Origin of the sequence: Rhodanobacter aciditrophus (assembly GCF_042679525.1) — a bacterium.
GTDB classification, from domain to species: Bacteria; Pseudomonadota; Gammaproteobacteria; order Pseudomonadales; family Marinomonadaceae; genus Marinomonas; species Marinomonas aciditrophus.
The window spans coordinates 311,887-337,655 of sequence record NZ_JBHTMN010000003.1; the positions used below are offsets into that span (position 1 = coordinate 311,887).

At 47.2% G+C, this 25,769-nt stretch carries 23 protein-coding genes; 15 read left to right on the top strand and 8 right to left on the bottom strand.

Annotation, left to right across the window (positions count from 1 at the left end; genetic code table 11):
- Positions 1 to 150 precede the first annotated feature (150 nt).
- Positions 151 to 1,437: a ribonuclease J gene (locus ACFQ45_RS02125; protein ID WP_377364841.1), complete on the top strand. Its 1,287-nt coding sequence runs from the start codon at positions 151 to 153 to the stop codon at positions 1,435 to 1,437.
- 74 nt (positions 1,438 to 1,511) lie between these two features.
- On the opposite strand, the gene argC is transcribed toward ACFQ45_RS02125, so the two are convergent.
- The 4 genes from argC to ACFQ45_RS02145 all read right to left on the bottom strand — a co-directional run bounded on the left by argC (position 1,512) and on the right by ACFQ45_RS02145 (position 10,192).
- A complete protein-coding gene (argC, locus tag ACFQ45_RS02130) occupies positions 1,512 to 2,444 on the bottom strand; it encodes an N-acetyl-gamma-glutamyl-phosphate reductase (protein WP_377364843.1) in 933 nt (310 codons plus the stop codon).
- 162 nt (positions 2,445 to 2,606) lie between these two features.
- Positions 2,607 to 3,878: a peptide antibiotic transporter SbmA gene (gene sbmA, locus ACFQ45_RS02135; RefSeq protein ID WP_377364845.1), complete on the bottom strand. Its 1,272-nt coding sequence runs from the start codon at positions 3,876 to 3,878 to the stop codon at positions 2,607 to 2,609.
- A gap of 223 nt (positions 3,879 to 4,101) precedes the next feature.
- Complete coding sequence (locus tag ACFQ45_RS02140; protein ID WP_377364847.1) at positions 4,102 to 5,325, bottom strand: aspartate aminotransferase family protein; 1,224 nt, start codon at positions 5,323 to 5,325, stop codon at positions 4,102 to 4,104.
- A 49-nt stretch (positions 5,326 to 5,374) separates the two neighbouring features.
- A complete protein-coding gene (locus ACFQ45_RS02145) occupies positions 5,375 to 10,192 on the bottom strand; it encodes an NAD-glutamate dehydrogenase (protein ID WP_377364849.1) in 4,818 nt (1,605 codons plus the stop codon).
- A 384-nt stretch (positions 10,193 to 10,576) separates the two neighbouring features.
- Here ACFQ45_RS02145 and ACFQ45_RS02150 point away from each other — a divergent pair, with 384 nt between their 5' ends.
- The 5 genes from ACFQ45_RS02150 (at position 10,577) to ACFQ45_RS02170 (ending at position 14,731) form a co-directional block, all read left to right on the top strand.
- A complete protein-coding gene (locus ACFQ45_RS02150) occupies positions 10,577 to 11,503 on the top strand; it encodes a GlxA family transcriptional regulator (protein ID WP_377365077.1) in 927 nt (308 codons plus the stop codon).
- 139 nt (positions 11,504 to 11,642) lie between these two features.
- A complete protein-coding gene (locus tag ACFQ45_RS02155; RefSeq protein ID WP_377364851.1) occupies positions 11,643 to 12,407 on the top strand; it encodes an ABC transporter ATP-binding protein in 765 nt (254 codons plus the stop codon).
- Between the two features lie 92 nt (positions 12,408 to 12,499).
- Entirely contained in the window at positions 12,500 to 13,255 is a 756-nt protein-coding gene (locus tag ACFQ45_RS02160) for a transporter substrate-binding domain-containing protein (RefSeq protein WP_377364853.1), read from the top strand.
- Positions 13,256 to 13,320: 65 nt separating this feature from the next.
- Entirely contained in the window at positions 13,321 to 14,010 is a 690-nt protein-coding gene (locus tag ACFQ45_RS02165; RefSeq protein ID WP_377364855.1) for an ABC transporter permease, read from the top strand.
- 4 nt (positions 14,011 to 14,014) lie between these two features.
- Positions 14,015 to 14,731 (top strand): ABC transporter permease, encoded by a 717-nt coding sequence (locus ACFQ45_RS02170; protein WP_377364857.1) that lies wholly within the window; start codon positions 14,015 to 14,017, stop codon positions 14,729 to 14,731.
- A gap of 83 nt (positions 14,732 to 14,814) precedes the next feature.
- Here ACFQ45_RS02170 and glnK read toward each other — a convergent pair whose 3' ends face one another.
- Positions 14,815 to 15,153: a P-II family nitrogen regulator gene (gene glnK, locus ACFQ45_RS02175; RefSeq protein WP_115467851.1), complete on the bottom strand. Its 339-nt coding sequence runs from the start codon at positions 15,151 to 15,153 to the stop codon at positions 14,815 to 14,817.
- 131 nt (positions 15,154 to 15,284) lie between these two features.
- Here glnK and ACFQ45_RS02180 point away from each other — a divergent pair, with 131 nt between their 5' ends.
- A complete protein-coding gene (locus ACFQ45_RS02180; RefSeq protein WP_377364859.1) occupies positions 15,285 to 15,665 on the top strand; it encodes a hypothetical protein in 381 nt (126 codons plus the stop codon).
- 15 nt (positions 15,666 to 15,680) lie between these two features.
- Here the strand turns inward: ACFQ45_RS02180 and hemE are convergent, their stop codons facing one another.
- The 3 genes from hemE to ACFQ45_RS02195 all read right to left on the bottom strand — a co-directional run bounded on the left by hemE (position 15,681) and on the right by ACFQ45_RS02195 (position 18,226).
- Entirely contained in the window at positions 15,681 to 16,781 is a 1,101-nt protein-coding gene (gene hemE / locus ACFQ45_RS02185; protein WP_377364860.1) for a uroporphyrinogen decarboxylase, read from the bottom strand.
- A 118-nt stretch (positions 16,782 to 16,899) separates the two neighbouring features.
- A complete protein-coding gene (locus ACFQ45_RS02190; protein WP_377364861.1) occupies positions 16,900 to 17,703 on the bottom strand; it encodes a DUF2927 domain-containing protein in 804 nt (267 codons plus the stop codon).
- Entirely contained in the window at positions 17,690 to 18,226 is a 537-nt protein-coding gene (locus tag ACFQ45_RS02195) for an NUDIX hydrolase (protein ID WP_377364863.1), read from the bottom strand. The genes ACFQ45_RS02190 and ACFQ45_RS02195 overlap by 14 nt, the downstream gene beginning before the upstream one ends.
- 215 nt (positions 18,227 to 18,441) lie before the next feature.
- On the opposite strand from ACFQ45_RS02195, the gene astE reads away from it, so the two are divergent.
- The 8 genes from astE (at position 18,442) to ACFQ45_RS02235 (ending at position 25,760) form a co-directional block, all read left to right on the top strand.
- Complete coding sequence (gene astE, locus ACFQ45_RS02200; protein WP_377364865.1) at positions 18,442 to 19,446, top strand: succinylglutamate desuccinylase; 1,005 nt, start codon at positions 18,442 to 18,444, stop codon at positions 19,444 to 19,446.
- Between the two features lie 90 nt (positions 19,447 to 19,536).
- Positions 19,537 to 20,637: a zinc ABC transporter substrate-binding protein ZnuA gene (znuA, locus tag ACFQ45_RS02205; RefSeq protein ID WP_377364867.1), complete on the top strand. Its 1,101-nt coding sequence runs from the start codon at positions 19,537 to 19,539 to the stop codon at positions 20,635 to 20,637.
- A gap of 92 nt (positions 20,638 to 20,729) precedes the next feature.
- A complete protein-coding gene (locus tag ACFQ45_RS02210) occupies positions 20,730 to 21,707 on the top strand; it encodes a KpsF/GutQ family sugar-phosphate isomerase (protein WP_377364869.1) in 978 nt (325 codons plus the stop codon).
- 25 nt (positions 21,708 to 21,732) lie between these two features.
- Entirely contained in the window at positions 21,733 to 22,590 is an 858-nt protein-coding gene (kdsA, locus tag ACFQ45_RS02215; RefSeq protein ID WP_377364871.1) for a 3-deoxy-8-phosphooctulonate synthase, read from the top strand.
- A complete protein-coding gene (locus ACFQ45_RS02220) occupies positions 22,590 to 23,180 on the top strand; it encodes a KdsC family phosphatase (RefSeq protein ID WP_377364873.1) in 591 nt (196 codons plus the stop codon). The genes kdsA and ACFQ45_RS02220 overlap by 1 nt, the downstream gene beginning before the upstream one ends.
- The gene (kdsB, locus tag ACFQ45_RS02225; protein WP_377364875.1) at positions 23,181 to 23,954 is read left to right on the top strand and encodes a 3-deoxy-manno-octulosonate cytidylyltransferase; all 774 of its coding nucleotides are present in this window, start codon (positions 23,181 to 23,183) and stop codon (positions 23,952 to 23,954) included. It begins immediately after the preceding gene.
- 11 nt (positions 23,955 to 23,965) lie between these two features.
- The gene (locus ACFQ45_RS02230) at positions 23,966 to 24,700 is read left to right on the top strand and encodes a hypothetical protein (RefSeq protein ID WP_377364877.1); all 735 of its coding nucleotides are present in this window, start codon (positions 23,966 to 23,968) and stop codon (positions 24,698 to 24,700) included.
- Positions 24,701 to 24,821: 121 nt separating this feature from the next.
- Positions 24,822 to 25,760, top strand: coding sequence for a type II secretion system protein N (locus ACFQ45_RS02235; RefSeq protein WP_377364879.1), 939 nt, complete (start codon positions 24,822 to 24,824; stop codon positions 25,758 to 25,760).
- Positions 25,761 to 25,769: the final 9 nt, after the last annotated feature.

Consider the following 25,769-nt stretch of genomic DNA (forward strand, 5'->3'; position numbering starts at 1 on the left):
TATATCAAAGCATAGTAACTATGAATTTGAATCATTTTTAATCCCGTAGAATGGTGACCCTGAAACGAAGAGGAGAGATTTGTGGAGCAGTTGATTCCGTCACAAAATGACCTGTGGTTTTTGCCCTTGGGTGGAACCGGAGAAATAGGTATGAATATGAATCTTTATGGTCATGACGGACAGTGGTTAATGGTGGATTGTGGGGTGTCATTCAACGAGCCTCTTACCCCAGACAGCCATACCACCTATGAGCTTGTCAGTGCAGATCCTTCTTTTATCGCCACACAACGCCATCGATTGGCGGGGATTGTTATTACCCATGCCCACGAAGATCATATTGGGGCTTTACCTTTCTTATGGAAGCGGCTTCAAGCCCCTGTTTATGCTACCCCATTTACTGCTGAGATCTTGCGTCGCAAACTTGCCCAAGTGGGATTACTAGAACGGGTAGAGATCCATGAACTCCCCATGGATTCGCAATTTAGAGTGGGGCCTTTTCAATTGCAATGGATCACATTAACCCACTCCATCCCTGAGCCCAGTGCGTTAACCATCGAAACCCCAGTAGGTAAGGTCTTTCATACGGGTGATTGGAAAATTGACCATACGCCTGTGATTGGCAATCGTTTTACGCCTACAACCCTATCAACGTTGCGTCGCCGTAACATCAGCGCCATGGTATGTGACTCTACCAATGCGTTACGTGATGGGCATTCGGTGTCGGAGCAGGCTTGTTATGATGCCTTGTTAGAAACGATTCGACATGAGACTGGACGAGTGGTGGTGGGCTGCTTCAGCAGTAATATCGCCAGATTAGTGTCCATTGCCCGGGTGGCAAAAGAGACAGGACGTTATGTGGCCTTTATTGGACGATCCTTACAAAATATGGTGAGCGCCGCCCGAGTGGCTGGTTACTGGCCCGAAGGCTTGCCGGTGATGGAGAGCGCTCATTTAGGCTACTTACCTCGAGGAGAAGTAATCGCCGTTGCTACCGGAAGCCAAGGTGAACCGAGAGCCATGCTAAACCGATTGGCCAGAGACAACTGCTTTGATTTGTCTTTGGATAAAGGAGATTTGGTACTTTTCAGCGCCATGACCATACCGGGTAACGAAATGGCCATTGAGCGCCTGGTCACGGCATTTAAAGCCCAAGGCATTAGGACTTTGCAAACCCATGATACAGAGCAGCCAATTCATGTGAGTGGGCACCCTTACCGAGATGAATTGGGGCAGATGTATGACTGGGTACGCCCACAAGTGGCGATACCGACTCACGGGGAACCTGAACACATGGCTGCCAATGCTGAGATGGCTAAAGCCACCCATGTTCCCCGCCAATTAACGGGGTTAAATGGCGATCTGTTTAGCATTGCACCAGATATTGGTGTGCGTAAAAATGCTATCAAAGCTAAGCGAATCGCCATAGATAGACCATGATTTAGCGGAAACTGACAGCAACAAAAAGCCCGCCAAGATGTCTCTTGGCGGGCTTTTTGTATCCCTTAACGGGATTAAAGTACGACGGCTAGGTGTTCGTCGAAGCCTAACATTAGGTTTAGGTTTTGAACGGCAGCGCCGGAAGCACCTTTACCTAGGTTGTCTAGTTTGGCGGACAGTACCGCAGATTTGCCATCTTCAGAGGCAAATACCGCCAGCTCCACTTGGTTAGTATTTTCCAAACCGTGCGGTGTTAGGAAAGGGGCATTTGGATCGTTCACTTCGTTAAATGGATGAACGGTCACGAACTCTTCGCCAGCGTAAGTGGCCGTTAATGCAGCATGAAGGGCTTCTGCATTACCATTGGCCAAGGTGACAGGGATAGAAATCAGCATGCCTTGGGCAAAGTTACCCACGCTTGGAATGAAGATAGGCGTGCGCGCTAGACCTGACCATTTTTCAATTTCTGGTAAGTGCTTGTGCTTAAAGTTCAGGCCATAAGTGGCGTAGGTCGGCGCATTGGCGTTACTTTCGTACTGGTCAATAAGCTTGTTGCCGCCACCTGTGTAGCCGGAGATGGCATTCACCGCATAGTGATCGTCTGCCGATAACAGGCCTTGCTCTACCAAAGGTTTCAACAGCAGGATAATGCCCGTTGGATAGCAGCCTGGGTTAGAGACAAACTGTGCATCCTTGATCGCACCACGTTGGCTAGGGTCAAGCTCAGCTAGGCCATAGACCCAGCCTTCGGCCACACGGTGTACTGAGCTGGCATCCAAAATACGGCAACCTTCTTGTTTTGCTAGGGCAACACTGTCAACCGCTGCATCATCGGGCAGGCACAGTACTGTCACGTCGGCTTCTTTCATAAGGCGGCGCTTTTCTTCAACATCGCGCTTTTTAGCTGGATCAATGCTGATAATCTCAATGCCTGTGTGGTTAACAAGGCGCTCACGTACTTGTAAACCCGTTGTACCAGTTTCGCCGTCGATAAATACTTTTTTCATGTGTGGTCTCCAGTCCTGCTGCGTGACGTTGTAAGGGGCAGCGGGCAAATAATTGATGTGACAATCATAGCATTGGCTTGAGTCGGAAAAAACAAAGCACTCGGAGATCTCGTTGAGAATTTTGCCAAAATTCCCGAGTACTTTGCTTTTGTATCGTGGGGCTTATTGTGCTTCGTTTAGATCTTCTTTCGGTAGAGAAGCATTGCCGATAGCGGCCTCAAAAGCTTTAAGACGTTTATAAATAGAGAGCAACTCTACGATGGTGGTCCATGAATTGACCAAGAACTGAAACGAGTTCTCCACTTGGTTGAAAGCGTTAGAGATACGTTGCATCACACCTAAAGTGAACGCTCCAGCCACGATGTAAGGGCCCAATGCGATAAGGGGCACTAGAACCCCCGCTTGCAAGTAGCCGTAACGTACCACGTTGAAATACAGGTAGTGGAAGTACAAGCGGAAGTAGTTTTTACGAACATTATCAAACAGCTCCACCAGTTTTACTGGTTCAGCGCGATCTTCATAGTCTTCCCCGTAAACCAACTCTTTTCGGTAAGCGGCTTCGACCTTCTGATTTTTAAACTCAAGACCGGGTAGCTTGATACCTGCGACGGCCAGCAACACAGTACCTACGATAGACCAAAGAATGGCGACGAATACCAATGCCTGGGAAACTTCACCAATCAAAGGCAGCTCGGTCACATAGCCAGATAAGCCCCACAATACCGGTAAGAACGCTAAGAGCGTCATGATGGCATTTAAGAAGCGAACGCCAAGGCTTTCCATGATGCTGGCAAAGCGCATGGTGTCTTCTTGAATACGCTGAGAGGCACCTTCAATATGGCGTACTTGAGGCCAAATGTTGGTGTAGTAATTGTTCATTGCTGTACGCCAGCGGAAGACGTAATGGCTGACAAAAAAATGGTTGAATACGGCAACGGTAATGGCTACCAAAGCAATGGTGGCAAAGGTGAGAAGCTGGCCATAAAACTCTGACAAGGTGATGGTGTTAGGAGCCGTGAGGGCCTTTTGAATGAGGTCGTAAAAACTACCATACCATTCGTTGATCATGACGCTGACTTGTACCTGAAACCAGGTGATAAACACGATCAATGCGGAGCCCAAGACCGACCATTTGGCCCATTTTTGTCCACCGTAAAGCATCCAGCCGGCAACAAATAAGGCATAGCAAACGAACATGTATTGGTACAGCCAGACATCACTGGCGAAACTGTATGCGTCTTGATAAGCCGTTTGGGCCGCAGCATCGGCACCTTCCCCTAGGACAGCAGGGAAGTCGATACCAAATAATTGTCCAAGGCTTAGGGTTTGTCCCAAGTCGTCACCGATGGCGTACCAAGCAATGACGGTGGCGAGCGCCCAGAGCACAAAGGTTAAAAAGAACAGTTTAGGTTTTGGAAAAAAGGATAAAAACACAGTTTATCTCTCTATTTTTCAGTAGGTGAGTGAGGGTTTTTAAGTAATTGATTTGGCTGGAGCATTACTGACAATAGAGCTTAAACCAGCACGCCGCCTTGGACAACGAAACAAAGCAAAGGATTCCGAAAATATATGGATAACACTGAAGGATGTAGGGGTGAGACCCAAAAAAAAGCCGCGATCAGCAGGGCTGTCGCGGCTTTGTGGTTAGATCAGAGATTTAGGCGCTTTTTTGTGCAGCCACGGTTTTGGCAACCGCTCGTTCAAAACGAGCCAAACCTTCTTTGACGTCAGCTTCAGGGATGATCAAAGAGGGTGTGAAACGCACAACGTTTGGACCGGCAACTAGGCAAAGCAAACCTTCACTTGCTGCATTGGCCAAAAAGTCTTTTGCGTGACCCGCAAGCTCATCTTTCACTTCAGCACCGATCAATAAGCCCATACCACGAATGTCTTTGAAGACGTCGTATTTCGCGTTAATGGCATTGAGTTCATCGACGAACATCTGGTGACGAGCTTTTACGCCATCCAGAACTTCTGGTGTGTCGACGATATCGATCACAGCTTCAGCAATGGCAGCAGCCATTGGGTTGCCACCGTAGGTGCTACCATGGGTGCCAAATGCAAAGCTCTTTGCCACGTCTTCTGTGGCGATCATAGCGCCCACAGGGAAGCCATTACCCAGTGCTTTTGCTGTGGTCAAAATGTCAGGTGTTACGCCCACTTGTTCGTAAGCGTACAAGGTGCCCGTACGGCCAACACCAGACTGGACTTCATCGTACACAAGCAAAGCATTGAATTGATCACACAACTCACGTACTTGTTTGGCGAACTCTTTGTCTGCCGGGATGATACCGCCTTCACCTTGGATGGGTTCCATCACTACCGCACAGGTCTTGTCAGACATTAGGGCTTTAAGGCCTTCAATATCGTTATAAGCACAGTGCTTGATACCACCAGGTGTTGGTTCAAAGCCTTCTTTGTATTTCGCTTGTCCGCCGACAGAAACCGTGAACAAGGTACGGCCATGGAAAGATTGATTAAACGCGATAATCTCATGCTTTTCTGGACCGTAGTGATCGAACGCGTAACGTCGTACTAATTTGAATGCAGCTTCGTTTGCCTCGGCGCCACTGTTTGCAAAGAACACGCGATCCGCGAAGGTCTTTTCTGTCAGTTTTTTTGCTAGTCGAAGCGCTGGCTCATTGGTCATTACGTTTGATAGATGCCAAAGTTTTCCAGCTTGCTCACGCATTGTGTCAACCAAAGTTGGGTGCGAGTGCCCCAGTGCAGTGACGGCGATGCCGCCCGCAAAGTCGATGTACTCTTTACCTTCCTGATCCCACAAGCGAGAGCCCTCACCACGCACAGGGATAATGGCCGCAGGTGCATAGTTTGGAAACATTACTTCATCAAATGTTGCTCTCGTTACTTGTTCAGTCACTTTCTTTACCTCTTAAAGTCGAGCGGCCCCAGATGGGCCGCTCTGGGGTTTATATCAGATTTCTCAACTCTCGAATAGCAACGGTCACCATCGAAATCGATAACTCTGTTTCGGATTTAATTTCTCCGAAGGTTGCATGGTAATGCTTGATGTTATCGCTGTTGAGATCCTGCCAATTAGCCAATCTACTTTCGACGTCATTGATGTCTGCACCCGATTGAATCACCTCTTGAGTGATGGTTCGTAGTGCATTGTCTACTTCGTCGCCTAGGCCAGCTTTTGCACGACGCTCCCACATATCATCGGCTGGTAATTCGTTAACGCTTTGGCGCAACCAATGTAAGCCTAGATCCATTTCAAGAGCGAAATAGGTTTGTGCCGCATCGAGTACTTCTTTCTCGGTGTTAGCCGCAACGCGGATAATATCTAAGCCGTAGAACAAGTAGTTCAAGGCGCAAAGGTTACTCGCCACCTCAGTAGGGATGCCTTGTGCTTGTAGCTTCTCACTGATGGCGACCAAATGTTCTTTGCTAGGCTCCGTTAAAATAGCGTCTAGGTTATTGCGGATGATCTCAACACCTGGCTTGTAGGTGTCCGTCAAACGTTGAATAGACAAGGTTTCACGGGTATTACGAAGCAACCATAGGGTAGCTCGCTCTAGCATGCTTTGGATGCGAATCAAGAGCTTGTTTAGTACCGCGTTTTCAACGGTGAAATCTAAGCTGTTGATAGCGTCCCATAGCCCTGAAACATTAAAGATCTGCTCTGCTGCCATGTAGGCACGTACCACGTTCAACGCTGATGCGCTGGTTTCTTCCTGTACATAAGTACTGAAAGTTGGGCCCATGCGGTTGCCCACGTTGTTCGTTAGGTGCGCTGCAACGATTTCTTGTACCAGTTGGTGTTCTACCATCTGACCAGAGAAGCGCTTAACCAAAGGTTTAGGGAAGTAGTCTTTGATCTGCTCGATCAAGTCCGCGTCTTCGCCAATGCCGTCTTCTACCAGTTGCTCAAACAACTTGATTTTGGAGTAAGCCAGCAACACGGAAATCTCTGGGCGGGTCAGACCTTGGCCTTTGTTCATGCGTTTTTTGATTTGCGCATCCGATGGTAAGAACTCGATTTCACGGTTCAAACGGCCTTCACGTACCAGAGACAAGATCAAACGCCAATGGTCTGCAAGACGCTCAGGAGCCTGGGAGTTTGCGAGAGACAAGACATGGCTCTGGCCAGTGTTGTGGCGTAAGACTAGGTCGCCCACTTCATCGGTCATTTCTGCCAACAGCTTGTTACGCTGCTTTTCTGTCATGTCGCCGTTTTCGACAATACGGTTCAGCAGGATTTTGATGTTTACTTCATGGTCGGAGCTGTCCACACCAGCGGAGTTATCGATGGCATCTGTGCTCACTAGGCCGCCGTTTTGAGCGAACTCAATACGACCTTTTTGAGTGAAGCCAAGGTTACCCCCTTCACCAATGATCTTGCAGCGTAGCTCGTTGCCATTGACGCGTAAGGCGTTGTTGCCGCTGTCACCAACGTCTGCATGGGACTCGGACTCTGCTTTGGCATAAGTACCAATACCACCGTTCCAAAGCAGGTCTACCGGTGCTTTCAAAATGTGAGAGATCAGCTCCGTTGGTGCCATAGATTTGGCGTTGCCTTCAATGCCTAAAGCCTTACGGATATCAGCATTGATTGGAATAGACTTGCTGGTACGGCTGAAGATGCCGCCGCCTTTAGAGATCAGCTCTTTGTTGTAATCTTCCCAAGACGAACGAGGTAGATCAAACAGACGCTGACGTTCTTCAAAGGACGATGCTGCATCTGGGGTCGGGTCAATAAAGATGTGCATGTGGTTAAAGGCCGCCACTAGGCGAATGTGTTTGGATAACAGCATGCCGTTACCAAATACGTCACCGGCCATGTCACCGATACCCACAGCGGTAAAGTCTGTGGTTTGACAGTCCACGCCGATTTCTTTGAATTGGCGTTTTACAGATTCCCAAGCACCACGGGCGGTAATGCCCATTTTCTTATGGTCGTAACCGTTCGAACCACCTGATGCAAAGGCATCTCCTAGCCAGAAACCGTATTTTTCAGAAATACTGTTTGCTAAGTCAGAGAAAGTTGCGGTGCCTTTGTCTGCAGCAACAACCAAGTATGGGTCGTCTTCGTCATAACGAAGCACTGACTGTGGTGGAATCAGCTCGCTTTGTTTTAGGTTGTCCGTAATGTCTAGCAAACCAGAAATGAAGGTGGTGTAACAACGTACCACTTCCGCTTGCACCTCTTCACGGGATGCGTTTTTCTTCAGTTGTTTTGCTACGAAACCACCTTTCGCACCGGCTGGTACGATGACGGCATTCTTAACCATCTGAGCTTTCACAAGCCCCAAGACTTCGGTACGGAAGTCTTCCATACGGTCTGACCAGCGCAATCCACCACGGGCAACCTTGCCACCGCGCATGTGAACGCCTTCTACCCATGGCGCGTAAACGAAGATTTCGAATTTCGGACGAGGTAGTGGTACGGCTGGGATTTGGGTTGGGTCCAATTTGAACGATACGTAGTCTTTTTCGCTACCTTCTTCAGATGCCTGATAGAAGTTAGTACGAAGCATTGCCTGAATCACAGACAAGTAATGTTTCAAGATACGATCTTCGTCTAGATTGGCTACTTGATCGAACGCAGCGTTGATTTTCTCTAGCAGTTTTTCAACTTTCTCGTCACGTTTGGCCTCTTGAGCAGGGTCGAAGCGTTGCTCAAACAATTGTACTAATAGACGAGCAATCGGAGCGTTTTTCTCAAGGGTTTGTTGCATGTATTGCAAGGAGAAGGGTACTTGTAATTGCACCAAGTACTTAGTGATCGCTCGCAACATGGTTACTTGACGCCAAGTCAGAGATGCGTCCAACACCAAGGCGTTAAAACGGTCGTTTTCCACACGACGGCGGAATACTTGGTTGAAGGCATCTTGGAAGTCTTCGCGGTACGCTTTCTTCTCAAGGTTTACGCTTGGGTTAACACTGATTGCAAACTCTACGACCCAAGTATTTGCGGTGCCGTCACCGTTTTGGTCTAGCTCGTATGGACGAGCTTCAAGCACACGCAGCCCCATGCACTCAAGGATTGGCAGCACGTCAGATAACACTAGGGTGGTACCTGCGCCGTATACCTTGAAGAAGTAATGGTTTTTAGATTGACCTACTTGGCGGTAAAGGTGCGTTGAAATGTCGCCTTCGCCAACCAAATCATTCAAACGCTCAATGTCTAAAACAGCTGAGTTCGGTGAGAAGTCCTCTCGGTAGGCTGCTGGTAAGTACGGAGCGTATTCAGTGTACAGCTTGTTGCCGTTTTCCTCACCTTGGCTGGTGTGTAACGCGCTCAGTAGTTTGTCGTCCCAAGACAACATGGCGTCCTGCATCTTACGTTGGATGTCATCAACGTCCGGTGCGGGGCTGTTTTCTGGGTCAGCGATTTGAATGGTGAAGTTTACTCGAGCCAGTACCTGCTGGGAGAACTGCACGTTAAATTCAGAGCTGGTGCCATTACACGCGGACATAAGGATGTCCTGCATGCGAATACGCAATTCTGTGTTGTAACGATCACGAGGCACATAGACCAAGGCGTTAAGGAAGCGACCGTAAATGTCTTTGCGTAAGAAGACACGTAATTGACGACGCTCTTGAATGGCTAGGATGCCTTCAATGGCGTGGAACAATTCATCCACTGGCGCTTGAAGCATTTCGTCACGAGGGTAGCTGTTAAGAATATGCTTAAGTGTTTTGCCTTTATGGCCGTAAGGGTCCACGTTTGCACGATCTATAATCACCGCGAGTTTTTTACGCAGTAGTGGGATGTCTTGTAGGCGTGCTACGTAGGCCGCGGATGAGTAAAGGCCGAAGAAGCGCCATTCACCAATCACATTGCCTTTTTTATCGAAGCGTTTAACGCCTAAGTAATCTAGATGAACAGGGCGGTGAACCGTCGAAATGGCGGTGGACTTGGTCAACACCAGTGCATTGTCACGATCGTAGGCTAGGGCCGACAAGCGCTCGTTTAACACGATGTCATATTTGGATTTCTTGGTTTTACGGAAAGTACCTAAGCCTGAGTCTTCTTGGAACTTCAGGTGGGTCTCGCCATTTTCTTGTACAAGGTCATAGGCACGGAAGCCTACAAAAGTGAAGTGATCACTCTCAACCCAGCGCAAGAAAGCTAAGTTCTCTGCATGAGTCTCATCGTCTTTAAGGTGAGCAACACTTTCTGAGTCTTTAATAATATCAGCAAGACGTGCCTTCATGGTTGGCCAGTCTTCGACACAGTGTTTTACATCACCCATGGTGTCGATCAAGGCGTCCTTGATGGCATCCATTTTGGATAAATCGGAAATACGGTCGATCTCGAAGCGAATCAAAGCCTCAGTGTTTGATTTGGCTGATTGAGAGCCGATGGCTTTTAGTTCGCCTTTTGCACTGCGCTCAACATTAACAATAGGATGCGCAGTAAAGTGAATGGTATGGCCAAGACGAACCAATGCCATATTGAAAGAAGATACTAAAAACGGCATGTCGTCGGTTAGAATTTCGATAACCGTGTGGGTGGACTGCCAGCTGTGTTCTTCGTAGTTTGGATTGTAGACGCGCACTTTAGGTGTTTTCGGCGAGCGCTGTTGTACGAAGTCCCATAGGCAAATGATTGTGCCGTATAGGTTATCAATCGAATCCTGCTCCATGTCCTCGAGCAGCAGGTCTTCAAAATATTGGTTTGTCAGCTTAATCGGGCCTTGTGAATCAGCAGGGCTAAAGTTCCCCTTTATTTCTGCTTCAATCCGGGCAATCAATTCACTTTTTTTTGTATTCGTCATGTTTACTCATCCTCATGAGTGAATGGTGCTTATTGGAGTTATCGTTATTGTTGTAAGAAAAAGCTACCCAACACCGTGTAATCGATTATTATGAAAACTATAGGTGATGAATAGATAGATACTTTTCAAATAGCGACATTTCATTTTAGGTAGGCGTCCATCGCCTAAAAAAAAGCTTGATGTCACTCTTAAAAGCCTCTGTTATTCATTCTAAACGATATAAACCTCTTTTTAATGGGCTTATCGCAGGATAATAAATTGTACAAGTCGGAATTTGCATCACGTGAAATCATGCAAGCGAGCAAAAAAGCACAAAAGTATGGTTTTTTACTCATGCCACAGTTTTCTATGCTGGGATTTTCTTCCGCAATAGAAACTTTACATATGGCCAATTGGGTCACAGGCAAGGAGTTATATCGTTTTTGCACGATCGGACAAAAAACGAAAGAAGTACTTTCGAATTCTGGCGTTGTTACCATGACTGATTACCTCACTCACGAAGCGCCATCTGATTTAGACGGTATTTTTATTTGTGGTGCATCACCGGTTGCGCAAGTTGATGATTCCAGTTTAGACGCTTGGCTGACATCTTGCTCAAAAAGAGGCATTGAGCTAGGCGGCATCTGTACGGGAAGTCATGTGTTGGCCCGAGCGGGTTTGTTAGATGGCTACAGGGCAACGATCCATTGGTGGAATATTTCCAATCTGCGTGACGCATTTCCGCAAGTGATTGTGTCTAATCATTTGTTTGAAGTAGATCGGGATCGATATACCTGCAGTGGAGGCAGTGCAGCTATGGATATGATGTTGTTTTTGATTGGCAAACAACACGGTATGTCCTTGGCGAGCAACATCTCTGAGCAGTTTGTGTGTGAGCGTATTCGTACAAATGAAGACCCCCAGCGGATTCCGTTGCAGGCTCGCATTGGAACAGGACAACCTAAGTTGGTTGAGGCGGTACAGCTTATGGAAGCGAATATCCGAGAGCCACTTTCTTCGGATGACATTGCTTTCCATGTGGGCGTGTCCCGTCGCCATTTGGAAAGATTGTTTAAGCAAAATTTGAATACGGTGCCATCGCGCTATTATTTGGAATTGCGTTTAAATCATGCCAAGCAACTGATTACTCAGACGGATAAATCGATTTTGGAGGTGGGGCAAGAGTGTGGTTTTACCTCAGCACCCCATTTTAGTACCACTTATAAGGGCTTTTTCGATGTGACTCCTAGGGATGAGCGTAAGGCGTTAGCGAAAAAATCCGTTGATCCTGTCCGTTTGGATAAGAAAAAGAGACAACTTTGGCGAAAATAGTTTTACAATATAGAGGATTGTGGTTGGCGTGATTTTTGAATCGTTCTACCTGAACCTTGAGAAACGAAAGCGTAAGCTCTGAGCTTTATTGAGCCTATCCTTGACGCTGACAGAGTCACCAAAATGAAGGTAATAATACATGTCAAAAGGCCCTGCTTTAGAACTAAGGGATATTCATAAAACCTTTGGGGATCATGAAGTATTAAAGGGGATCTCCTTAGAGGCGAGAGACGGGGATGTCATTTCTATCCTTGGCTCGAGTGGCTCGGGGAAGAGTACATTCCTACGTTGTATCAATCTGCTTGAGAATCCGACCCGAGGCGAAATTTTATTTAACGGTGAAGCGTTAAATTTGAAGCCCGGTGAGTGTGATTTATACGCATCCGATATGAAGCAACTGACGCGTATGCGTCAAAAAATTGGCTTCGTGTTTCAGAGCTTTAATCTGTGGCCACACATGACGATTCTTCAGAATGTCATGGAAGGTCCTCTGCATGTACTAAAGCGCCCTAAACAAGAGGTGTTGGAGTACGCAGAGTATCTACTAAACAAGGTGGGTATTGCAGATAAAAAGCATATGTATCCGAACCAACTTTCCGGTGGGCAGCAGCGTGTGGCGATTGCGCGTACGTTAGCCATGGATCCACAGGTCTTATTATTTGATGAGCCAACGTCGGCACTTGACCCTGAGTTAGTTGGGGAGGTGTTGGGGGTGATGCGTGGTTTGGCGGATGAAGGCCGCACCATGTTGATCGTGACTCATGAAATGAATTTCGCACGAGAAGTATCCAGTGAAGTGGTATTCCTGCACCAAGGTTTGGTGGAGGAAAAAGGTACGCCAGACAAGGTTTTTGGTTCGCCAGATTCCGAGCGCTGTAAAGCCTTTATATCATCGGTATTTTAACTGCGTCGCGTTGTGCTTGCGGCACGACAGAGGTTATCTCTGCAAGATCGCAAGTAATATAAAAACTATCAATCTTACAAAAGGGTCCAAGAATGAAATTGAAGAAAATTGCCTTAGGGTCAGCAGTTCTACTTAGCGCAGCCGTATCGTCTTTCTCTGCTCAAGCGGCTGATAGCATTAAAATTGCAACAGAGGGTGCATGGGCACCATTCAACTACATCGATGACAACGGTAAGCCACAAGGCTTTGACGTAGACATCGCTTGGGCGCTTTGTGAAAAAATGGACGTTGAGTGTCAAGTAGTGACTCAGGATTGGGATGGTTTAATCCCAGGTCTTAAAGTGCGTAAATTCGATGCCATCATCGCTTCTATGTCTATCACTGAAGAGCGCCTAAAGCAGGTAGACTTCTCTGATAAGTATTACTCTGGCGGCCTACGTTTTCTTGCGCCAAAGGGTAAAAGCTTTGACCTAGAAAACCTAGATGGCAAAGTGATCGGTGCACAGCGTGCTACCCTTGCTGCACAGTACTTGGAAGATAACTACACAGGTAAATCCACTCTTAAGTTCTACGATACTCAAGACAGTGTTTACCTTGATCTAGTGTCAGGTCGTTTGGACATCGTGCTTTCTGATGAGCTACCTACTTACGATTGGTTGAAAACCTCTGGTAACGGCGGCAAGTTCGAGTTCAAAGGTGACTCCTTCAAGAAAGAAGATGAAATCGGCATTGCTGTTCGTAAAGGCGATGACTTGAAAGACAAGTTCAACGCGGCTTTGGCTGAGATCTTAGCCGATGGTACTTACGAAAAGATCAACGCTAAGTACTTCCCATTCTCCATCTATTAAGATGCGATTAAGCGAAGTGCCGCCTTTGGCGGTGCTTCGTACATTTACTCATTGAGAATATCTGTATGTTGGATCTTCACGGTTTTGGTGACCAGCTTCTTCTCGGAGCCGCAGTCACGATACAGCTAGCATTGTGCTCATTAGTCGTGGGATTGATTCTTGGCTTGCTCGGTGCTTCAGCGAAACTGTCAAATGTTCGTCCGTTACAGTGGATTGCGAACTTTTATACCACGGTGATTCGTGGTGTCCCTGAATTGTTGACAGTGTTAATTATTTATTTCGGTGCAACCACCGTATTAATGTCGGTAGCCAGCCTATTTGGTTATGACGAATACATTGAGATAGGCCCTTTTGCGGCGGGTGTGACGGCACTGGGTTTAACCTTTGGCGCCTATGCAACCGAAGTGTTTCGTGGGGCATTGCAGGCCATTCCTAAAGGCCAGCATGAAGCGGCTATCGCATTAGGCATGCCCGCAAAACGTAAGTTTTTTCGGATCATCCTGCCACAGGTCTGGCGTGTGGCTTTGCCAGGAATCGGTAACTTATTCCTTGTCTTGCTGAAAGACACGGCCTTGGTGTCAGTGGTAGGTCTTGAAGACATTATGCGTAAGGCAAATGTGGCGGTGGGTAACACCAAAGAGCCTTTCTTGTTTTACCTTGTGGCGGCGTTTATGTACTTAGGTCTAACCATTATCTCCATGGTGGTGGTGTCCTACCTTGAGAAGCGCGCAAGTCGCGGACTAACCAGAGGATAACGTCGTGGAATTAGATTTTTCTGTTGTAATTGAATACTTCCCACGTCTCCTAATTGGAACGTGGACGACGATTGAATTGGTGATATTGTCGATTGTCTTGGGAGCGATTGTTGCCTTGCCTGTGGCATTAGCGCGTATTTCTAAGAACCCTTGGATTAGCTCGTTACCTTTTGCTTTTATCTTTTTCTTTCGCGGTACGCCTTTGTTGGTTCAGATCTTCTTGGTGTACTACGGCGCTTCGCAGTTTGAAGCCGTCCGTGAAAGCTTCCTTTGGCCAGTGCTAAGGGAGCCTTTCTGGTGTGCGATTATTGCTTTTACATTGAATACTTCTGCTTATACTGCAGAGATTTTCCGTGGTGCGATTCAAGCCATTCCAGAAGGGGAGGTTGAGGCCTGTAAAGTGATGGGGATGACGAAGGCACAAATGTACCGTCGCATCTTGCTGCCTCGTGCCTTTGGTATTGTGTTGCCTGCTTACGGTAACGAAATCATTTTGATGCTGAAGGCGAGTGCCTTAGCGAGTACCATTACTTTGCTAGATTTAACTGGCATGGCACGTACCATCATTGCTCGTACTTATACGCCCATTGAGATCTTTTTGGCGGCGGGTGCTATCTATTTGGCCATTAGTATCGTCGTGATCTATATCTTCCGGATTATTGAGAAGCGTCAAAACCGCTACCTGGGCTCTTTGTCAATTAAGGTGCCGGATAAAGGCTAATACCTTTGTGATTCACCATGTCTATGCAATAAAAAAAGAGGCTATCAAGCCTCTTTTTTTATGGTGTTTCACTGTGTTCAGTACTAGATGGCATCAGCGCCGGTTTCACCAGTACGAATACGGATCACTTGTTCTAGCGCTGTGACAAAGATCTTGCCATCACCGATCTTGCCGGTGTTGGCGCTTTTTTGGATAGACTCGATTGCACGGTCTACTTGATCGTCGTCCACTGCTAGCTCAAGTTTTACTTTTGGTAAAAAGTCCACCACGTATTCCGCACCGCGGTAAAGTTCGGTGTGGCCACGTTGGCGACCAAAGCCTTTTACTTCTGTAACAGTGATGCCGTTAATACCAATTTCAGAAAGTGCTTCACGCACTTCGTCCAATTTGAACGGTTTAACTATTGCTGTTACTAATTTCATAGATTATCTCCATCTAAGGCATTGTTTTCGTATAAATTACCATTCAAATCCGCCGCCCGCTACTAAATGCCTCAATTTGTTCTACAGTTAATGTTCCAACTAGACTGGGTTATGCAGGAATGGGGGTAGACATGGAGCAATCAGCCATCATGGCATTTGAGCAAGGGATGGATGCTTTTATGCTAGGGGTAAAAAATGAGCTGGCTGCCGAATATCAGGCGCATGTAGTGCATCTTTCTGTTCCTCGATGTTTAGAGTGCCTTAGTGTTGTCGGTGAAGATGATAAAGCTTTGCAGCTGCGCTTGGTGTTGGTGGGCTGTGGGCCGGAGGTGACCTTTGGGAGGTTGTCTTGGGTGTCAGAAGATGGGCGAGAGCATATCTGTTGCTATCTTAATTCCGAGTACGAGGCTGTGAAACGTAAACCCAATGGCATTTGGGTAAAAGAGAAGTCTTCAGCAGAACGCATGTGTCTGAGAAAGTGGTCACGATTGCATTCACCTATGCCATCGTGACCTTAATCGAGCGTCTTACAAGTCGTTTAAAGAATCCAAATCCTCAAAGACTTCTTCGTGGTAAGGGCGGCTTAGTTCATGAACCGCATCAATAAGGTACTTAGGACGCTCAGGGTCCACAAACTGGTGGATGCCATGGCCTAAGTTAAAGACATGACCTGAGCCATTGCCATATCCTTCTAGCACAAGCGCCACTTCACGCTCGATAACCTCTTTATCTCCGTATAAGACACATGGGTCGATGTTGCCTTGCAGTGCGACTTTGTCGCCTACACGAGCACGGGCTTCAGCCATATCAGTGGTCCAGTCTAAGCCCAGTGCGTCCGGTCCAGTAGCGGCCATGTTTTCCAGCCATTGTCCGCCATTTTTGGTAAACATGATAACTGGAATCTTGCGGCCTTCGTGTTCACGGATGAGACCATCCATAATTTGGCGCATATACATCAGCGAGAACTGTTGGTACATAGGGCCACTGAGGGCTCCGCCCCAAGTATCAAAGATTTGAACTGCTTGGGCGCCCGCTTTGATTTGGCCGTTCAGGTAGTCAGTGACGGAAATAGCAAGTTTATTTAGTAATGCATGAAGTGTTTCTGGAGACTGGTACATCATCCCTTTGATGTGACGGAAGTCTTTGCTGGAGCCTCCTTCAACCATGTAAGTAGCGAGTGTCCAAGGGCTACCTGAAAAGCCAATCAAGGGAACTCGACCATTCAGGGCATGGCGGATTGTGGTTACCGCCTTCATCACGTAATCAAGATCCGAAACCGTTGCGATAGGTAGGGCATCTACGTCTGCCTGAGTGCGAACGGTGTGTTTGAATTTTGGTCCTTCGCCTGTTTCAAAGTAGAGTCCAAGACCCATGGCATCAGGCACCGTTAGGATATCTGAAAACAGGATGGCAGCATCAAGATCATAACGCTCTAAAGGTTGCAGTGTTACTTCACAGGCGAATGCATCGTTTTTACATAGGCTTAAGAAATCTCCTGCGGTCGCTCGGCTTGCTCGGTATTCTGGAAGATAGCGACCCGCTTGGCGCATCATCCACACAGGGGTGACATCAACAGGCTCTTTTAAAAGAGCGCGAAGAAAACGGTCATTCTTAAGTTCTGGAAACATTCAACTTCTCCGATGAGCTATCTGGTTTTGTGCATTCTACCTAAGTTGAACGGAAAAATTGATCGAATAACCAGAATTTATGATATTGATTAAGAAATAGGAAATTAAGAGTTATTTTCTATTCCCCGAGATAGCGTTTAAGGCTATAGCGTAAGGAGTTTTGGGTCGCGTTCTCGATCTCACCTTGCGCATGAAGATCGGACAGCACCGCTGGCATACGGGCTAATACCTGAGGAACATCCATATTGGTTTGCAGCCGAGGGGAATAGAGGGTTTTTAATAACAGGTAGTCTAAAGGGGATAGGTAAGTGTCAACACTGACGTCGTTGAATACAGACGGAAAAACGTCATTAGAGTCGTTTGGTAGTCCCATTAACTGCGTAATTTCTTCGATGATGCAATCTAGGAAACGTGCTTTTTGTCGTGCATAGTCCACTGGGATGATGATGGCGCCCCTGAGGATCTCTCCTCGTTTATTGATCGAGAAGTTACCTAGGCAAATGGCTTCGTCTAAGGCGGCACGGATTCGGTTGGGGTCGCCAATGTATTGTCTGACGCGATCTTCAATACGGTCGTATTGGGTGAAAATAGTGTAGATGTTGGCTTGCTTTACATCGTCCGTAAAGTCGATAGGGAGTCCAGTGATGTAGGACAGGTGCTGGGCATGGACACTGAGTAATTCTTTTTGAAAACTGGCATCACCCGCTTCACTTTGAAAATACAGCTTAATGGGCTGTTCCCAGCGAATTAATTTTGGGTTTGCTGTTTCTCGATATTCTCGCTGTAGGGCGATTTTCAAAAAACTGTCAGTAATGTACTGGTCGGATTGCCAGCGCTCTTGGCCAATACTAAGTGTGGAGGCAAGTGCTAGCCCCAAGGCCAACACAAGCGTACGACATAGAGATAGGTTAAATGGGGTCATCAGCAGACGTTGTTAAATCATTATGGACATAATGAAGTAAAGCGTCATAAGAGTCTGGTGTAAAGGGGCGTTGGCTTGGGTTGGATAAGATATCGTCAATCGGCAGCTCTAACACTTCAGCGACTTCTTTCGTTTGCAGGGTAAGTGGGCCATCTCGCTGGGCATCATATTGACAAGAATACACCTTACCCCAAATACGAAAACCTTCTCCTTCCGTGAAAAACATGCCATGGGTTGTCAAAGGTAAGGAAACGCCAATTTCTTCTTCGAGTTCTCGTTCAGCGCACTCCATGTAGCTTTCGCCGGTTGCCACCACACCACCAGTGGTAATGCCGTAAAAGCCAGGACAAAAGGCTTTAGTGTCACTGCGCTTTTGCACCAAGAGTCGATCATTGCCAGTGAATACCAAGATAAAGGTTACCCGATGGATGTCTTTACCAAAGTCCATTTTGCTTCTTAGGACGTCGCCGATAACTTGGTTTTGTCGATCTACTAAAGTGATGATTTCTTCGGAACTGGACATGATTTACTGGCTTTTGAGGGTAAAGGCAAAAGGGTAACGATTAATTAAACCTTAGGGAAGGGTTGGTCACTGATTGGAGACCGTAATTTACAAGACTTTCTCAAATGCGACAGAAGTTTGCGTAACCGTGTCGCCCAATTAAAAGTATAGGCTACTTGAAGAGGAGATCTGTTTTATGATGAAACCCTGATAGATGGCTTTTAGGTGATGATTTTATGGCAATACCAAACAATGATTTCTTAGGTTTTACCTTGGCACATAAAGACGTGGCGGCACCTATGTCATTTGATCTGCCGACTGCCACAGCATGTCTAGAAGAGGTAGGCGTACTTCGATTTGAGCCAAAACAGCCCCCAAAAGCCAGTTTGGTTTTGTCTGCGGGGATTCATGGCAACGAAACCGCCCCCATTGAGATGGTCAATGGATTAGTCAAAGAATTGCTCTCTGGTGCAATTGATTTGCAGGTGCGTCTACTGGTGATTCTCGGTCACCCTGAAGCCATGGTGGCTCAGAAGCGCTTCCTTGATGTAAATCTTAATCGTTTATTCTGCGGTGCTTGGCAAAAGTATTCAGGTATGGAAGTGCCTCGAGCTCAAGTGTTAGAGCGGGCTGTGCAGGCCTTTTTTGAAGGGCATCAGCAAGGTGGTAAATTCCACTACGATTTACACACCGCCATTCGTGGTTCCCAATATGAAAGGTTTGTCGTGCACCCATTTCCAGCGGAGCGCTCTTACTCGGCAGAGCAGTTTGGATTTTATGCGGCCGCTGGAATTGATGCGGTGCTGCTCTCTCATCAGCCCACCACAACCTTTTCTTATCATTCTTATGCTCGCCATGGGGCCGAAGCCGCAACCGTTGAGTTAGGGAAGGTCAGACCTTTCGGAGAAAATGATTTCTCCGGCTTGATGAAAATTCAAACTGCCTTGCAGTGCTTATTGCAAACAGGTGAAGTGAAGCAAGAAACGCCAGAAAAAGTGAAGGTTTTTGAAGTGGTGGATGCATTGGTTAAAGATGCGGAAGACTACGAGTTAGCTATCGATGCTGATGTTAATAATTTCACATCCTTTGCTGCTGGGTTTGAGTTGGCTCGTTCCTCTAACAGCTGTTACCTCATAAAAGCGACTGGCGATGCCATCGTGTTTCCGAATACTAATTTGCCAGTAGGGCAGCGTGCTGGCTTAGTGGTTCGTCCAATAGCGCTGCCTGATTTCTCAAGCTGAGCTAAGAAGGCGCATTAGATTTTCGTTGAGCTTTGGCGCTCCGATTGGTATTGTTATGTTATAACGTCAATTACTGTTGGGTTTTAAATCATGCTTAAGTCTGCTTTGCCTCTTTCTCTTCTTTTATCTGTGTCTGCTCTTGCTAATACGCAAGTCGTTACCACGGTAAAACCTGTGTCTTTAATTGTGGGAGCTATTGGGGGTGAACATGTCACTGTTGAACAGCTGATTAATAATCAAGCGTCTCCCCATGATTTTGCGTTACGCCCATCAGACCTAAGAAAATTGAATGATGCAGAGCTTGTGGTGTGGGTAGGCGAGTCCCTAGAGACTTTTTTAGAGAAGCCATTAGCAAACTTAAATGCTAAGAAGGATCTAGAGTGGATGGCTTTAAATGGCCTAACACTGCGAGAGTTTGGCGAAGAACACGATCACGAAGGCCATGACCATGAAGATCACGAGGGCCATGACCATGAAGATCACGAAGGCCATGATCATGAAGATCACGAAGGCCATGATCATGAAGATCACGAAGGCCATGACCATGAAGATCACGAAGGTCATGATCATGAAGATCATGAGGGCCATGATCATGAAGATCATGAGGGCCATGATCATGAAGAACACGAGGGCCATGACCACGAAGATCACGAAGGCCATGACCATCATGGGCACAGTCACACAGGTACGGATCCCCATGTTTGGTTAGACCCAGATAATGCAAAAGTCCTAGCCCATGCCGTGGCGGATCGACTCGCCGCTTTAGATCCTGACAATGCAGAAGCGTTTGAAGCAAACTACGCGACCTTCGTTAACGATCTTGAGCAAGCAGACAAGCGTTTGGCGGCACAGTTGGAGCCTGTTCATGACGTGCCTTACTTTGTTTTTCATGAGGCTTATGGCTACTTTGAGGCCCACTACGGTCTAAACAACCAAGGTGCTGTGACGGTGAGCCCAGAACGCAAACCTGGCGCACAAACCGTTGCCAAGCTGCGTGAAGAAATAGAAGAGCACAAAGTTGAGTGCATCTTTAGCGAGCCTCAATTTAGCCCTGGAATTGTGAAGACCCTTATTGCAGGGACAGACGTTAAAAGCGCAGTGTTGGATCCATTGGGCAGCACTTACCAAGTAGACACTTATAGTGCATTTCTTGAAGAATTAGGTAATCAGTACCTTTCTTGCTTGAAATAGTGTCAAGAAGCTTGAACGCCGACCAATCTTGGTAGGCGTTCAAAGCTTGCCCCTGTATAATGCAGCCAACACTAATAAAGGCAAGTTGGCTCATGAGTGATAAGTCCCCTCAAGTTTCCTACACCGCTGATTCATTAATTCACAGCGCAAAAACCACCTTAAACACCCAAGGGCAAGCACTGATTGGTTTAGCCCAGCGTATCGATGATAATTTCTCTAATGCCGTTGAGATGATACTGCAATGCCGTGGCCGCACCATTATTTGTGGCATGGGTAAATCTGGCATCGTAGGCAAAAAAATTGCCGCGACTTTGGCTTCTACCGGTACTCCATCTTTCTTTATGCATCCAGGTGAAGCGTTTCACGGTGACCTTGGCATGGTTCAAGAAGATGATGTGCTGGTGCTGATTAGTTACTCTGGTGAGACAGAAGAAGTGGTGCGCTTATTGCCGTCTCTCAAGGAATTTGGAAACCGATCTATTGCCATCGTGGGAAATCCTGATTCTACCCTGGGCCAGCACAGTGATTGCGTGCTCGATATTGCCATTGATCGTGAAACTTGCCCTAACAATTTAGCGCCAACAACCTCTACCACTATGACCATTGCCATGGGGGATGCCTTAGCCGTGGCTTTGATGCAGTGTCGCGATTTTCAGCCCCAGGACTTTGCGCGTTTTCACCCAGGTGGCAGCCTAGGGCGTAAGCTGTTAACACGCGTTAAAGACTTAATGCACAAAGATAATCTACCCTTCTGTGCCCCGAACACTTCATTGCAAGAGGCCATCGCCGTCATGACCCAAGGACGCAAAGGTGTAGTGTTGGTGCAGGAAGAAGATCGCTTAGTCGGTATCTTCACCGACGGCGATTTGCGTCGTGCCATGTTAAAAGATGCTGCGGGCATGCTGAATAAAACCATGGCTGAGCTGATGACCTCAAATCCAAAAACGATTTCACAAGACACCATGATTGTGGAAGCGGAAGAACGTATGCTTAGAGACAAAATTACCTTGTTGGTCGCAGTAGACGATCAACAAGCGGTCACTGGTATACTCGAAATCTACGATCGATAATTTTATTCAAGGGAATCCCAACGTTATGGCTGAAACAAGCAAAGTAATCCGTATTGGAGACAAAATCGAAGTCGCTAACCACCTACCATTTGTTTTGTTTAGTGGTATGAATGTGCTCGAATCCCGTGATCTGGCGATGAAGGTAGCGGAAGAGCATGTGAAAGTGACAGAGAAGCTCGGTATTCCTTACGTTTTTAAAGGCTCCTTTGACAAGGCGAACCGCTCTTCTATTAACTCTTTCCGCGGTCCCGGCATGGAAGAAGGTCTGAAGATTTTACAAGAAATCAAAGATACCTTTGGTGTACCTGTGATCACGGATGTACATGAAAATGACCAGTGTGCGCCTGTGGCAGAGGTGGCGGATGTGATTCAGCTGCCCGCATTTTTATCACGTCAGACTGATCTAGTGGTCGAAATGGCAAAGACGGGTGCCGTGATCAACATTAAAAAAGCCCAGTTCCTAGCCCCCCACGAAATGAAACACATTTTAACCAAGTGCCAAGAAGCAGGTAATGACAACTTGATGCTGTGTGAGCGTGGCACCATGTTTGGTTACAACAACCTAGTGGTCGACATGCTGGGCTTTGGGGAAATGAAGCAATTTGACTACCCAATCATGTTTGATGTGACTCATTCGTTACAACGTCCAGGTGGCCGCTCGGATTCTGCTGACGGTCGACGTGCTCAAGTGACTGAGCTTGCCCGTGCAGGTATGGCGTTGAGCTTGTCTAGTATGTTCTTAGAAACCCATCCAGATCCAAATAATGCCAAGTGTGACGGCCCATGTGCTTTACCTTTGGCTAAATTGGAGCCGTTTTTGAAGCAGATCAAACAGCTTGATGAACTGGTTAAAACTTTTGAAACCTTGGATACCAGTGCCTAATGGATACGTCTTTTTTAGGAGAGTACCCAGAGTTAGTGCAAGGTAGCTTGTTAATGAAAAAGCTACCGTTTCTAAAGCTGGTAGTGTTTGATGTGGACGGTGTGCTCACCGATGGAGGCCTTTATTATGGGGCGGATGGTGAGCTGATCAAGCGATTTAATGTCAAAGACGGTGTCGCCCTAAAGCTTCTGCCTAAATGGGGCGTTAATGTTGCTGTGATTACAGCAAAAGACTCCGCCCCGCTGCGTAAGCGCATGTCCGATTTAGGCGTGAAACATGTGTACTATGGTTGTCATGATAAAGCGGCTGCGTTTGACGAATTAATGGCTTTATTATCTCTAGAGCCCGAGCAAGTGGCTTATGTGGGTGATGACGTGATCGATTTACAGGTGATGCCGAAAGTGGGCATTTCTATTTGCCCCCAAGACGCTCATGTTTTATTGCAGCGGCATTGTCATATTAAGCTTAAGCACGGTGCTGGTCAGGCGGTGGCGCGGGAAGTTGCGGATCTTGTGTTGGCTTCTCGAATGAAATTAGAAACTGCCTATGAATTGGCTTCCCGACCAGAATTTGAAAAGAAAGATGTCTAGATGAGTACTTTACCTGACTTTCATATTGTCATCCCTGCGCGGTATGCATCCCAGCGGTTTCCGCAAAAAATGTTGGCACCCTTGGCAGACAAGCCAGTGGTGCAATGGGTATATGAGTTGGCTCTTAAAGCAGGAGCTAAGTCTGTCACCATTGCCACCGATCACCAGGATATTGAAGCGGCGGCTAAGGCATTTGGTGCCGAGGTGGTGATGACGCGAGCTGACCATGAAAATGGCACTGAGCGTTTGGCCGAGGTAGCAGCGGTCAAAGGCTGGGCAGGGGACGAAATTGTGGTAAACGTGCAAGGAGATGAGCCGCTGTTGCCGATCTCTTTGATCCATGATGCTGTGCGTGCTTTGGCTGATGACCCTGAATCACAAATGGCCACTGTCGCCTGTCCAATTCATCGAGAAGAAGACATTTTTAACCCCAGTGTGGTGAAGGTAGTGTGTGATGCCAAAGGACGTGCATTGTATTTCAGTCGTGCCACCATGCCCTGGGATCGGGATGGGTTTGCAGCGCAAAAGAAAGTCATTGCAGAAGACTACCCAGCTTTGCGTCATGTGGGCTTGTATGTGTATCGAGTGGCTTTGCTTGGTCAATATGCGCAAATGCCCATGTCTCCGTTAGAAAAATGGGAGAAGTTGGAGCAGCTTCGTTTTTTGCATCAAGGTATTAAAGTACAGGTCGCCCTCACTGCAGAGTTACCACCCCATGGTGTGGACACTCCTGAGGATTTGCAGGCCCTGACCGAAAAGCTAAAAGCACAATAGAGGAAATTTCTTTGGGACGTAAAGCAGCAATTGTTCTGGTTATTTGGTTTGTTGCTGTGGCAGGGATTGTTGCTGCTGCATATGCCCCTCTGTCCCATTGGAAAAGCTCTATCCAGCGCCAGTTGCCCCGAGATGTGTATTTAAAAGATATTTCAGGACACTGGTGGCGTGGCAATGCTCAAGTTGAAGTGCACAATCTTAAAGGTGCTGTGTCGGTTAATTGGGCTTTGGGGTCATTGTTTGAGCCTTTCAACTGGCAAGTGTCCCATTCTAAGTTCCGGGGCTTTGGTCAAGCCCAAGCATCATTAGATACGATTAAATTCTGGATTGAGGGGTTTAACCTTGAAGCAGATACCTTTAATGGGCTGATGAAGCGCGAGCGTATTGAAGTACAAGGTGCTCCTGTGATGGTGGAGCGTTGGTATCTAGAATGGAGTCATGCCGAACAAGCTTTCACCCAATTTAGAGGTGTGGCGAACTGGTCCGATGGGGAAATTCAATACCCAGTAGGGCGAACGTTGCGAAGTGCTCGCTTTTCAGACTGGCAACTGTTAGGGCGATTGGACTCTGGAGCCCCAGATTTGCAGCTTAGATCGGAAGCCAATACCAATCTTGCGGGGGTTAAGTTGCTCCCTTCTAACGAACTTGAAGTTACTGTTATGCCTTCAATGGTTGAAGCATTAGGACAACGGTGGAATGGGTCGCAAGATTACCCAGCGTTTGTGATGGTTCAGCCAATTCTTTAGGGTTGGATCGCGACACTGTCAGCTTTTCTTCTTTAATTGATATTTTATCTGCGTTTTTCTTGCATTATGTTAGGGGTTTGTTGAAGATAACAGGCGAACCACAGCCCTAATGTGAGCGCAGATGCGAGTAATTTTATCCACTTTTGAATCCACTACTCGGTGGGGACTGACTTTTGCTGCAACGGCTACCGCCGCTGCAGGGGTCGTTGCCCTTGGTTGGTTGTGGTTCGGGGAGGGCGATCCTCAAGCGACTCTGCCTCCTGTGGTGGCCCAAGGGCAAGCCTCAGAATCCCGTCTGCCAATATTAAGTGGTAGCTTGTTTGGTGTCACTGAGCAGCAAGAAGCTGTGTCCGAAGCAGTGAGTGAAACCAAGCTAAATATCCAGCTAAAAGGCGTCTTTCCCGCTTCCTCCCCGGATCAAGGTATGGCGATCATAGCCAGTAGTGGTCAGGCCGATGGCTTGTATCAAGCTGGGGAAACGATCTTGCGTGGCGTGACCTTGATGGCAGTCTATGGGGATCACATTATTTTGCTACGAAGCGGCATTAAAGAAGTGCTGTATTTTGAGCAGAATGAAGAGACATCATTGTTTGGCTCAACTGACGACGGTCAAGTTCTGACTGGGACTCGAGAGCAAACGGTCCAAAATACCGGCACAGGGGTATTACCTGGGAGTGCTCGTTCAACTTATCAATCCATGTCAGGTAGTCAATCTGCTGCTTCCACTCGTTCATCCCATCCTCTTATCCAAGATATCAACCAGCTGTCTGTGTCTGAAATGATTGATACCTATGAACAAAAGTTTAAATCAGACCCCCAATCCTTGTTGTCTTCATCTGGTTTAGAGGCTACTGGAGAGTCTTATCGAGTGGTTAATGGGAGCCCTCTCATTGGTATTGGTCTGAGGGCTGGGGATGAGATTCTTTCGGTGAATAGCCAAAAAGTTGGCAATGTGTCAGCAGATATGGGCTTGGCAGATATGATGCGCCAGCAGGGTGTTGCGCGAATTGAAATGCGTCGAGGTGATCGACGTTTTTTTGTTAATTATCCAATTAGGTAAGGGAATCGG

What these genes read in the sequence shown, in the direction of transcription:
- ACFQ45_RS02125 (WP_377364841.1), top strand. Translation starts at nt 151, where the DNA reads ATGAATATGAATCTTTATGGTCATGACGGACAGTGGTTAATGGTGGAT.
- argC (WP_377364843.1), bottom strand. Translation starts at nt 2,444, where the DNA reads ATGAAAAAAGTATTTATCGACGGCGAAACTGGTACAACGGGTTTACAA.
- ACFQ45_RS02145 (WP_377364849.1), bottom strand. Translation starts at nt 10,192, where the DNA reads ATGACGAATACAAAAAAAAGTGAATTGATTGCCCGGATTGAAGCAGAA.
- ACFQ45_RS02150 (WP_377365077.1), top strand. Translation starts at nt 10,577, where the DNA reads ATGGCCAATTGGGTCACAGGCAAGGAGTTATATCGTTTTTGCACGATC.
- ACFQ45_RS02155 (WP_377364851.1), top strand. Translation starts at nt 11,643, where the DNA reads ATGTCAAAAGGCCCTGCTTTAGAACTAAGGGATATTCATAAAACCTTT.
- ACFQ45_RS02160 (WP_377364853.1), top strand. Translation starts at nt 12,500, where the DNA reads ATGAAATTGAAGAAAATTGCCTTAGGGTCAGCAGTTCTACTTAGCGCA.
- ACFQ45_RS02165 (WP_377364855.1), top strand. Translation starts at nt 13,321, where the DNA reads ATGTTGGATCTTCACGGTTTTGGTGACCAGCTTCTTCTCGGAGCCGCA.
- glnK (WP_115467851.1), bottom strand. Translation starts at nt 15,153, where the DNA reads ATGAAATTAGTAACAGCAATAGTTAAACCGTTCAAATTGGACGAAGTG.
- ACFQ45_RS02180 (WP_377364859.1), top strand. Translation starts at nt 15,285, where the DNA reads ATGGAGCAATCAGCCATCATGGCATTTGAGCAAGGGATGGATGCTTTT.
- hemE (WP_377364860.1), bottom strand. Translation starts at nt 16,781, where the DNA reads ATGTTTCCAGAACTTAAGAATGACCGTTTTCTTCGCGCTCTTTTAAAA.
- ACFQ45_RS02190 (WP_377364861.1), bottom strand. Translation starts at nt 17,703, where the DNA reads ATGACCCCATTTAACCTATCTCTATGTCGTACGCTTGTGTTGGCCTTG.
- ACFQ45_RS02195 (WP_377364863.1), bottom strand. Translation starts at nt 18,226, where the DNA reads ATGTCCAGTTCCGAAGAAATCATCACTTTAGTAGATCGACAAAACCAA.
- astE (WP_377364865.1), top strand. Translation starts at nt 18,442, where the DNA reads ATGGCAATACCAAACAATGATTTCTTAGGTTTTACCTTGGCACATAAA.
- znuA (WP_377364867.1), top strand. Translation starts at nt 19,537, where the DNA reads ATGCTTAAGTCTGCTTTGCCTCTTTCTCTTCTTTTATCTGTGTCTGCT.
- ACFQ45_RS02210 (WP_377364869.1), top strand. Translation starts at nt 20,730, where the DNA reads ATGAGTGATAAGTCCCCTCAAGTTTCCTACACCGCTGATTCATTAATT.
- kdsA (WP_377364871.1), top strand. Translation starts at nt 21,733, where the DNA reads ATGGCTGAAACAAGCAAAGTAATCCGTATTGGAGACAAAATCGAAGTC.
- ACFQ45_RS02220 (WP_377364873.1), top strand. Translation starts at nt 22,590, where the DNA reads ATGGATACGTCTTTTTTAGGAGAGTACCCAGAGTTAGTGCAAGGTAGC.
- kdsB (WP_377364875.1), top strand. Translation starts at nt 23,181, where the DNA reads ATGAGTACTTTACCTGACTTTCATATTGTCATCCCTGCGCGGTATGCA.
- ACFQ45_RS02235 (WP_377364879.1), top strand. Translation starts at nt 24,822, where the DNA reads ATGCGAGTAATTTTATCCACTTTTGAATCCACTACTCGGTGGGGACTG.